At 70.9% G+C, this 7776-nt stretch carries 7 protein-coding genes; 4 read left to right on the top strand and 3 right to left on the bottom strand.

Features of this window, described 5'->3' with window-relative positions; all coding sequences use genetic code 11:
* Positions 1-106: 106 nt before the first annotated feature.
* Both AB0B82_RS29880 and AB0B82_RS29875 read right to left on the bottom strand, forming a co-directional pair.
* Complete coding sequence (locus tag AB0B82_RS29880; RefSeq protein ID WP_360175888.1) at positions 107-289, bottom strand: hypothetical protein; 183 nt, start codon at positions 287-289, stop codon at positions 107-109.
* Between the two features lie 583 nt (positions 290-872).
* On the bottom strand, positions 873-1364 hold the full coding sequence (locus AB0B82_RS29875; protein WP_360175885.1) for a GAF domain-containing protein: 492 nt from the start codon (positions 1362-1364) through the stop codon (positions 873-875).
* A 61-nt stretch (positions 1365-1425) separates the two neighbouring features.
* Between AB0B82_RS29875 and AB0B82_RS29870 the strand changes: the two genes are divergently transcribed.
* Positions 1426-2205: a class I SAM-dependent methyltransferase gene (locus AB0B82_RS29870; protein ID WP_360175882.1), complete on the top strand. Its 780-nt coding sequence runs from the start codon at positions 1426-1428 to the stop codon at positions 2203-2205.
* On the opposite strand, the gene AB0B82_RS29865 is transcribed toward AB0B82_RS29870, so the two are convergent.
* Positions 2189-3361: a cytochrome P450 gene (locus tag AB0B82_RS29865; protein ID WP_360175879.1), complete on the bottom strand. Its 1173-nt coding sequence runs from the start codon at positions 3359-3361 to the stop codon at positions 2189-2191. The genes AB0B82_RS29870 and AB0B82_RS29865 overlap by 17 nt on opposite strands.
* Before the next feature lie 120 nt (positions 3362-3481).
* Here AB0B82_RS29865 and priA point away from each other — a divergent pair, with 120 nt between their 5' ends.
* From priA to AB0B82_RS29850, 3 genes are read left to right on the top strand one after another with little or no spacing between them, the layout of a single operon-like run.
* A complete protein-coding gene (gene priA, locus AB0B82_RS29860) occupies positions 3482-4255 on the top strand; it encodes a bifunctional 1-(5-phosphoribosyl)-5-((5-phosphoribosylamino)methylideneamino)imidazole-4-carboxamide isomerase/phosphoribosylanthranilate isomerase PriA (RefSeq protein WP_360175876.1) in 774 nt (257 codons plus the stop codon).
* A complete protein-coding gene (locus AB0B82_RS29855; RefSeq protein WP_360175873.1) occupies positions 4252-6546 on the top strand; it encodes an HAD-IB family hydrolase in 2295 nt (764 codons plus the stop codon). The genes priA and AB0B82_RS29855 overlap by 4 nt, the downstream gene beginning before the upstream one ends.
* Positions 6543-7742: a zinc-binding dehydrogenase gene (locus AB0B82_RS29850; protein WP_360175870.1), complete on the top strand. Its 1200-nt coding sequence runs from the start codon at positions 6543-6545 to the stop codon at positions 7740-7742. Before AB0B82_RS29855 ends, AB0B82_RS29850 begins: the two co-directional genes overlap by 4 nt.
* Positions 7743-7776: the final 34 nt, after the last annotated feature.

The raw sequence follows: 7776 nt of genomic DNA, 5'->3' as shown, positions 1-7776 counted from the left end.
GCGCGGTGGGTTTACCCACCGTGTTGTGGGTTCCTGACCCGTGTGAAGGGTACGGAACCCACAACACGATGGGTGAACCCACTGTGTGGCGGAAACCCGGAAACCCTCACGTCCACACCGGACCGCCGGACCGCCGGACCGCCACCACCCCACGCCGTACCACCGCGCCACGCCACGGCACCACGCCGTACGGCACCACGCCACGGCGCCACGCCACGCCACGCCACGGCACCACGCCACGGCGCCACGCCACGCCACGCCACGGCACCACGCCGTACCACCGCACCACGCCGCGGCACTACGCCACGGCACCACGCCGTACCACCGCGCCACGCCACGGCACCACGCCGTACGGCACCGCCCCACGCCACGCCGTACCACCGCCCCACGCCACCGCCCCAGGCCACCGCCCCACGCCACCGCCCCACGCCACCGCCCCAGGCCACCGCCCCACGCCACGGCACCACGCCGCCACCCCATGCCACGGCACCACGCCGCCACCCCACGCCGTACCACCACGCCACGGGACTTGACCGTGCGGGGCTGAAGTCGGGGGCTTGGACAGGTTGTGGTGGGTGTGGAGTGGTTATTGCTTGTTCAAGGCCCCGGGATTGGGTGCGAGGTCCCGGGAGGGTGTGGGAGGTCCCGGTTAGGTGTTCGCGGGCCCGGTTGGGTGTTCGCCGTCCCCGGTAGAAGTGGCTGCGGGGACGCTCGCGGTCGTGCAGCGCGGTCGTGCAGCGCGGTCGTGCAGCGCGGTTGTGCGGCGTGGGCGTCGACTCGCTCACTCGGACCCACTCACGGATCAGTCACAAGAGCCGCTTATCCGCCGGGGCGGCGGTGGTTTGGCAGGAGTCCCGGCGCGTTCCGGTGTTCTACCGGTGCCGGCCGAAGGTCGGGGCCCAGGGGGCGTCGCCGAGGCCGATGCGCCGGATCGCCTCGCCGGTCTGGGCGGCAAGATCTTCGAGGGCGCCGATCTGGTCAGGTGACGCCTGGTAGCGGCGCGACCAGTACGCGCCGATCGCGGCCACCGGGGCGGGGGATCCGACCGGCACCATCGCCAGGCTGCGGACGAAAGTCGGCCGGTACGCCGCGATCGGGATGCGGTCGTCGACGGCGATGTCCGGGATCACGGCGGTCTCGTCGTTGAGCATGGCCCAGCCGCTGATACACGCCGTGATCGGGAAGCGCTGGCCCTTCCACAGCGGCGCGATCGCGTCCTCATCGGCGTAGAAACAGCGGTCGCCCTCGCGCAGCACGAACGTCGCGCCCTGCGCCCCCGCCCGCCGGCGTGCCTCGGTACGGACGATCTTCCCGACCTCTTCCAGACTGATCGCCGCCTCGAGCGCCACCAATCGCTCCGCCATCTGGCCATTGTGCCTCAGCTCCGAAACCGCTCTGTCGGCGCGCGTCAGTAGAGTCGTCGCCATGGTCAACTACGACGGCCGGATGGGCGCGGCGTACGTGGCGGGGCGCGCGATGGCGCAGGACGAGGTACGGCGGTGGACCGGGGCGTTCGCCGAGCACGTACCCGACCGCAGACCGCTGGACGTGCTGGATCTGGGCAGCGGGGTCGGCCGGCTGACTCCCGGGCTGGCCGAGGAGTTCCAGGGCCGCGTGTACGGCGTGGAGCCGTCGGACCGGATGCGGGCGGCGGCGGAGCAGGCGCCGCATCCGAACGTGACGTATCTGAAGGGCGCGGCGGAGGACATTCCGTTGCCGGAGGCCTCGGTCGACGTGGTGCTGATGTTCTTGTCGTTCCACCATTTCCCGGATCCGCTGCAGGGGCTGCGTGAGGTGCGCCGCGTGCTGCGGCCCGGGGGAGTGGCGTTGCTGCGGACGCAGTTCAGCGATCTGATGCCGGACCTGTTCTGGTACGCGTACTTTCCGTCCGCGCGCGAGGTCGACGCCGCGATGTACCGCTCACTGGCCGCCACGAAGGCGCTCGCCGGTGCCGCCGGGCTGACGCCGGGTGCGGACGTCGTACGGATCGCGGCCGAGGAGTGGCGCACGCTGCGGCAGCGGTACGAGCGGCTCAGTCACCGCGCGCTGTCGACGTTCGAGCACCTGCCGCCGGACGAGGTCGAGCAGGGGTTCGCCCGGTTCGCCGCGGACGCCGAGCGGGACCCCGACCGGGTCATGCCGGTGTACGACGCGACGATGCTGGTGCTCACGCGTCCCAGCGGACTGCTCACGCGTCCCAGGTGACGCGCAACGCCGACGGTTTGCGGAAGACGAGACCGCGCGGCGCGGGCGAATCGTCGGCGAGGCGGAGCCCGGGGAGCTTCAGGACGGCTTCCAGCGCGGTCAGCGTCTCCAGGCGCGTGAGATGCATGCCGAGACAGATGTGCGGTCCGCTGGCGAACGCCAGGTGGCGGCGCGCGTTCGCCCGGCGTACGTCGAACTCGTCGGGGGACTCGAACAACTCCGGGTCCCGGCCCGCGCCGGCCAACGACACGGTGACCATGTCGCCGCGGCGGATCCGGCTGCCCGCCAGTTCGACGTCGATGGTCGCGTAGCGGTCGACGACGGCGGCAGCCGGTTCGAGGCGGAGTGATTCCTCCATCGCGTTCGGGAGCAGCGAGGGGTCGGCGAGCACAAGGTCGAGTTGGTCGCGGTGCGTCAGCAGGTGCCACAGCGCGTTGGTGATCATGCCTTCGGTGGTCTCGATGCCGCCGAACATCAGCACGGCCGCGTTCGCGACGATCTCGTCGACGCCGAGTCCGGCCCCGGCGGCAGCCTCCAGCAGTGACCCGGAGTCGATGCCAGAGGCAACATGTTTGTGCAGGGCAGCGAAGGCTTCCGCGCCGTCGGTGGTGGCGGGCCGGCCGGCGGAGATGCCGGACACCGAGGCGGAGATCGAGGTGTACCAGTCGAGCACGGTCGACGCGGACGCCGGCGGCAAGCCGAGCGCATACGCCACGACCGCCACGGACAACGGTCCGGCCAACCCGGTCCGCAGCTCGGCCGCCCGCCGCGAGCCACCAGGATCAGCCGCCGGCGAGCCGTCCGCCGAGGAGCCGTCCGAGGAGCCGGCCAGGATCGCGGACATCAACTCGTCGACGGTCCGGCGTACCGGGTCGGTGAACCGGCGGCGGGTCTCGGCCAGGCTGAACGGGGACTCGAACGGGTCCCGGTGCGCCTTGTGCGCGGGACCGTCCAGCGACAGCATCGACGGCCCGACCACCTGCGCGGTGGAGAACCGCGGGTCGTCCACGGTGAACGTGACGGGATCGCGCAGCACCTGCACTGCGAGCGACCGTCCGGTGACGTACCAGGAGTTCATGGACGCGATCCAGCCGATCGGACGGATCCGCGCGAGCGCCGGATGCGGATCGCTCTCGAGCTCTTCGACGGTCACCACCCGGCCAGCCTAGGGTAGGACCACAGACGAAACTGGTATTGCTGAGACAGATCGATTTCAAACGACTCAGCAGGCATCCAGGTTACGAAACCTGAACTCTCGCCCTCTAGGGTGTGGCCCATGTCAGAGTTGGATGCAGTTCCCAGCCCTCCGCCCCGGTCAGGGACTCTGGTGCTGTTGCCCGCCGTCGATGTGGCGGACGGACAGGCAGTCCGGCTGGTGCAAGGCGAGGCCGGCAGCGAGACGTCGTACGGCGATCCGCTGGCGGCCGCGATGGCGTGGCAGGAAGCCGGCGCGGAGTGGATCCACCTGGTCGACCTGGACGCGGCGTTCGGCCGCGGAAGCAACCGGGAACTGCTCGCCGACGTGACCGGCAAGCTCGACGTCCAGGTGGAGCTGTCCGGCGGCATCCGCGACGACGACTCGCTCGAGGCCGCGCTCGCGACCGGGGCCCGCCGGGTGAACATCGGCACCGCCGCGCTCGAAGACCCGGAGTGGTGCGACCGGATCATCCAGCAGTACGGCGACCGGGTCGCGATCGGCCTGGACGTCCGCGGCCGGACGCTGGCCGCGCGCGGCTGGACCAAGGAAGGCGGCGACCTGTACGAGGTGCTGGAGCGGCTCGAGGCAGCCGGCTGCGAGCGCTACGTGGTCACCGACGTCACCAAGGACGGCATGCTGCAGGGTCCGAACCTGGAGCTGTACCGCGACCTGTGCGCGCGCACCGACAAGCCGATCATCGCGTCCGGCGGCGTCTCCAGCCTCGACGACCTGAAGGCCCTGAGCACGCTGGTCCCCGACGGCGTCGAGGGCGTCATCGTCGGCAAGGCGCTGTACGCCGGCGCGTTCACCCTGACCGAGGCACTCGAGCTCACGCGTGGAGGCGACCAGTGAGCGGCAAGCTGGAGGACAAGCTCAACGGCAAGAAGGTCCTGGTCACCGGCGTCACCGGCTTCGTCGGCGAGGCGCTGCTGCACCGGATGATCGGCGAGCTGCCCGGAACCACCGTGGCCGCGATCATCCGGCCCAAGGGTTCGCTGACCGGTGTCGACCGGATGGCGCAGTTGCTGAAGAAGGACATCTTCAAGCCGTTCTACGGCGAGGGCACGCCGTACGCCGACGCCGAGGCGCTGACCGCGGCGCGGATCCAGGTGGTCGAGGGCGATCTGGCCGATGTGCCCGAGCTGCCCAAGGACCTCGACATCGTCGTGCACTGCGCCGGCGACGTCAGCTTCGACCCGCCGATCCACGAGGCGTTCACGACCAACGTGCTGGGCACCAAGAGCCTGCTCGAGCGGATCGTGGCGACCGGGCGCCCGGTGCACTACGTGCACATCTCGACGGCGTACACGGCCGGCCGCCGCCGCGGCGCGATCCCGGAGGCGCCGGTCGAGCACACCGTCGACTGGCGGACCGAGGCCGAGGCCGGGATGGCGATGAAGGCCCGGATCGAGGAGCAGTCCCGGTCCGCGCCGATGCTGGCGAAGTTCCGTAAGGAGGCCGAGAAGCTGCACCGCCGCGCCGGCCACCTGACCGCCGCGGCCGACACCGAGCGGCGCCGGACCGAGTGGGTCTCGAAGCGACTCGTCGAGACCGGTACCGAGCGGGCCCGCAGCCTCGGCTGGACCGACTGCTACACGTTCACCAAGGCGCTCGGCGAGCGCGTCGTCGAGGAGTTCGCGGCGACGCTGCCGACCTCGATCGTCCGGCCGGCCATCATCGAGTCCGCGGTGCAGAGCCCGCACCCGGGCTGGATCGAGGGCTTCAAGATGGCCGAGCCGCTGATCCTGGCCTACGGCCGCGGTGAGCTGCCGGAGTTCCCGGCGTCGCCGGACTCGGTGATCGAGATCATCCCGGTCGACCACGTGGTCGGCGCGATCTGCGCGGTGATGGCGACCGAGCCGGAGCTGAGCAAGCCGGAGTACTACCACATCGGCTCCGGCGCCCGGAACCCGCTGACCTTCGAGCAGCTCTACGCCGGTGTCCGCGAGTACTTCTCCAAGCACCCCTTCGACCTCGGCGAGCGCGGCGCGGTCCGGCTGCCGGTGTGGAAGTTCCCCGGCGGCGACTCGGTCGAGACGATGCTGCGGTACGGCGAACGCGCGCACAAGATCGCCGACGCCGTGATCACCCGGATCCCGCGCGGCGAACGCACCCGTAAGTACGCCCGCGAACTCGACGTCCAGAAGCGCCGCCTCGACTTCCTGCGCCGCTACATGGACCTGTACTCCGAGTACGCGCAGGCCGAGCTCCAGTTCGTCGACGACAACGTGCTCGCGCTGCACAACGCGCTGGAGGGCGACGACCGGGAGAAGTTCGCCTGCGACACGTCGGTGGTCGACTGGCAGCACTACCTGCAGGAAGTGCACTGCCCGAGCGTCACCGACTCGCTGCGCCGCCTGGACGTCGTCCGGAAGAAGCGCAACAAGGCGCTCGCCGAGTCCGCCGGCGTGCTCAAGAAGGTCGAGCCCAGCGAGGCCAACGTGATCGCGGCCTTCGACATGGACGGCACGCTGCTGTCGTCGAACGTGATCGAGACCTACCTGTGGATGCGGCTGCCCGAGCTGGACGGCCCGCAGCGGGCCGGTGAGATCGGTGCGATGCTGCGCAAGCTGCCGAAGCTGATCGCCGCCGAGCGCAAGGACCGTGGCACGTTCCTGCGCACGATCTACCGCCGGTACGCCGGAGCGGATCTGGAGGAACTGAACCAGATCGTCGACGAAATCCTCGCCGAGCATGTGCTGGAACGGCTCAGCGGCGCCGCCGTCCGCCGGATCCGCGAGCACCGCGCGGCCGGTCACAAGACGATCCTGATCACCGGCGCCGTCCGGCCGCTGACCCGGCCGCTGGAGCCGCTGTTCGACGAGATCGTCGCCGCCGAGTTGGCCGTCGACGACCGCGGTCGTTGCACCGGGTTCCTGTCCGGGCCCCCGCTGGTCGGTGAATCGCGGGCAGCCTGGATCAAGCACCACGCGCGGCAGACCGGTGTCGACCTGTCCAAGTCGTACGCCTACGCCGACAGCCACTCCGACCTGCCGATGCTGTCGGCGGTCGGCAACCCGGTCGCGGTGTCGCCGGACGTGTCGTTGTTCCGGGCCGCCCGGGCCGCGCGCTGGCAGATCGTCGACTGGAAGACCCCGTCCACCTCGTCCCGTCTGGAGCTCCCGGGAGTGAACGCCCGATGATGCTGGCTCTCGAGATGTACCGGTCGCCGGCCAAGTACCTGGCGGCCAAGGCGGTCGGTGGCCGCATCCCCGGCATCCTGACCGGACCGGCCGCGCCGCTGCGCCTCGTCACCATCGACGAGCCGAAGGCCGAGCGGCAGGGCTGGGCGCGGATCCGCCCGATCCTGTCCGGTATCTGCGGCTCCGACCTGGGCATGGTCACCGGCGCGACCAAGCTGTACTTCTCCGCGGTGGTGTCGATGCCGTTCGTGCCCGGTCACGAGGTCGTCGGCGAGCTGCTCGACGACTGCGAGGACCTGCCGAAGGGCACGCGGGTCGTGATGGACAGCGTGCTGACCTGCGCGGCCCGCGGCGTCGAGCCGTGCGAGGGCTGCGCGTCCGGTAACACCAACCGGTGCGACCGGATCACGGTCGGCCATGTGGCGCCCGGTCTGCAGACCGGCTTCTGTCGCGACACCGGTGGCGGCTGGGGCAACGTCATGGTTGCGCACCGCAGCCAGCTGTACGCCGTCCCGGACGAGATGTCCGACGAGCGCGCCGTACTGGTCGAGCCGCTGGCCGGCGCCGTACACGCCGCACTGCGGGCCAAGGTGCAACCGGGGCAGTCCGTCCTGGTCAGCGGCGCCGGCGCGGTCGGTCTGTTCGCGACGCTCGCGCTACGGGAGCTGACCCAGGCCGGTCGCATCACTGTGGTCGCCAAGCACGCCCGGCAGCGGGAGCTGGCTCGGGCGTTCGGTGCCAGCGACGTGGTCGCGCCCGACGAGGTCTTCCGCGGGGTCCGGCGTTCGACCGGAGCGTTCCGGCTGAAGCAGGACTTCAGCGGCGGCGAGTTCCTGCTCGGCGGTGTCGACGTCGCGGTCGACGCGGTCGGCAGCAAGGACTCGATCGACACCGTGCTGCGGGTCACCAAGGCCGGCGGCCGGGTGGTGCTGTCCGGGATGCCGGCCAGCGGCGCGGACCTGTCACCGGTGTGGTTCCGTGAGCTCGAGGTCACCGGCACCTACGCGTCCGCGCGGGAGGAGCCGAACGGCCGCCCGGCGTTCGAGACCGCGCTGGAACTGGCCGGCCGGGCGCCGCTGGACGGGATCGTCGGCGCCCGCTACCCCCTGTACCGCTGGCGCGAGGCCTTGGACCACGCGCAGTCGGCCGGCCGGCTCGGCACGGTCAAGGTCGCATTCGATGTGAGGGCCTCATGAGGGCCGTGGCACATCTTCAGAACGACGTACGACG

Source organism: Kribbella sp. NPDC048915 (assembly GCF_040649595.1).
Taxonomy (GTDB): Bacteria; Actinomycetota; Actinomycetes; order Propionibacteriales; family Kribbellaceae; genus Kribbella.
The sequence above is the reverse complement of the archived record's forward strand: the minus strand, read 5'-3'. Positions and strand labels throughout refer to the sequence as shown.

Coding starts and splice junctions, on each gene's coding strand:
- AB0B82_RS29875 (WP_360175885.1), bottom strand. CDS start 1,364: ATGGCGGAGCGATTGGTGGCGCTCGAGGCGGCGATCAGTCTGGAAGAG.
- AB0B82_RS29870 (WP_360175882.1), top strand. CDS start 1,426: ATGGTCAACTACGACGGCCGGATGGGCGCGGCGTACGTGGCGGGGCGC.
- priA (WP_360175876.1), top strand. CDS start 3,482: ATGTCAGAGTTGGATGCAGTTCCCAGCCCTCCGCCCCGGTCAGGGACT.
- AB0B82_RS29850 (WP_360175870.1), top strand. CDS start 6,543: ATGATGCTGGCTCTCGAGATGTACCGGTCGCCGGCCAAGTACCTGGCG.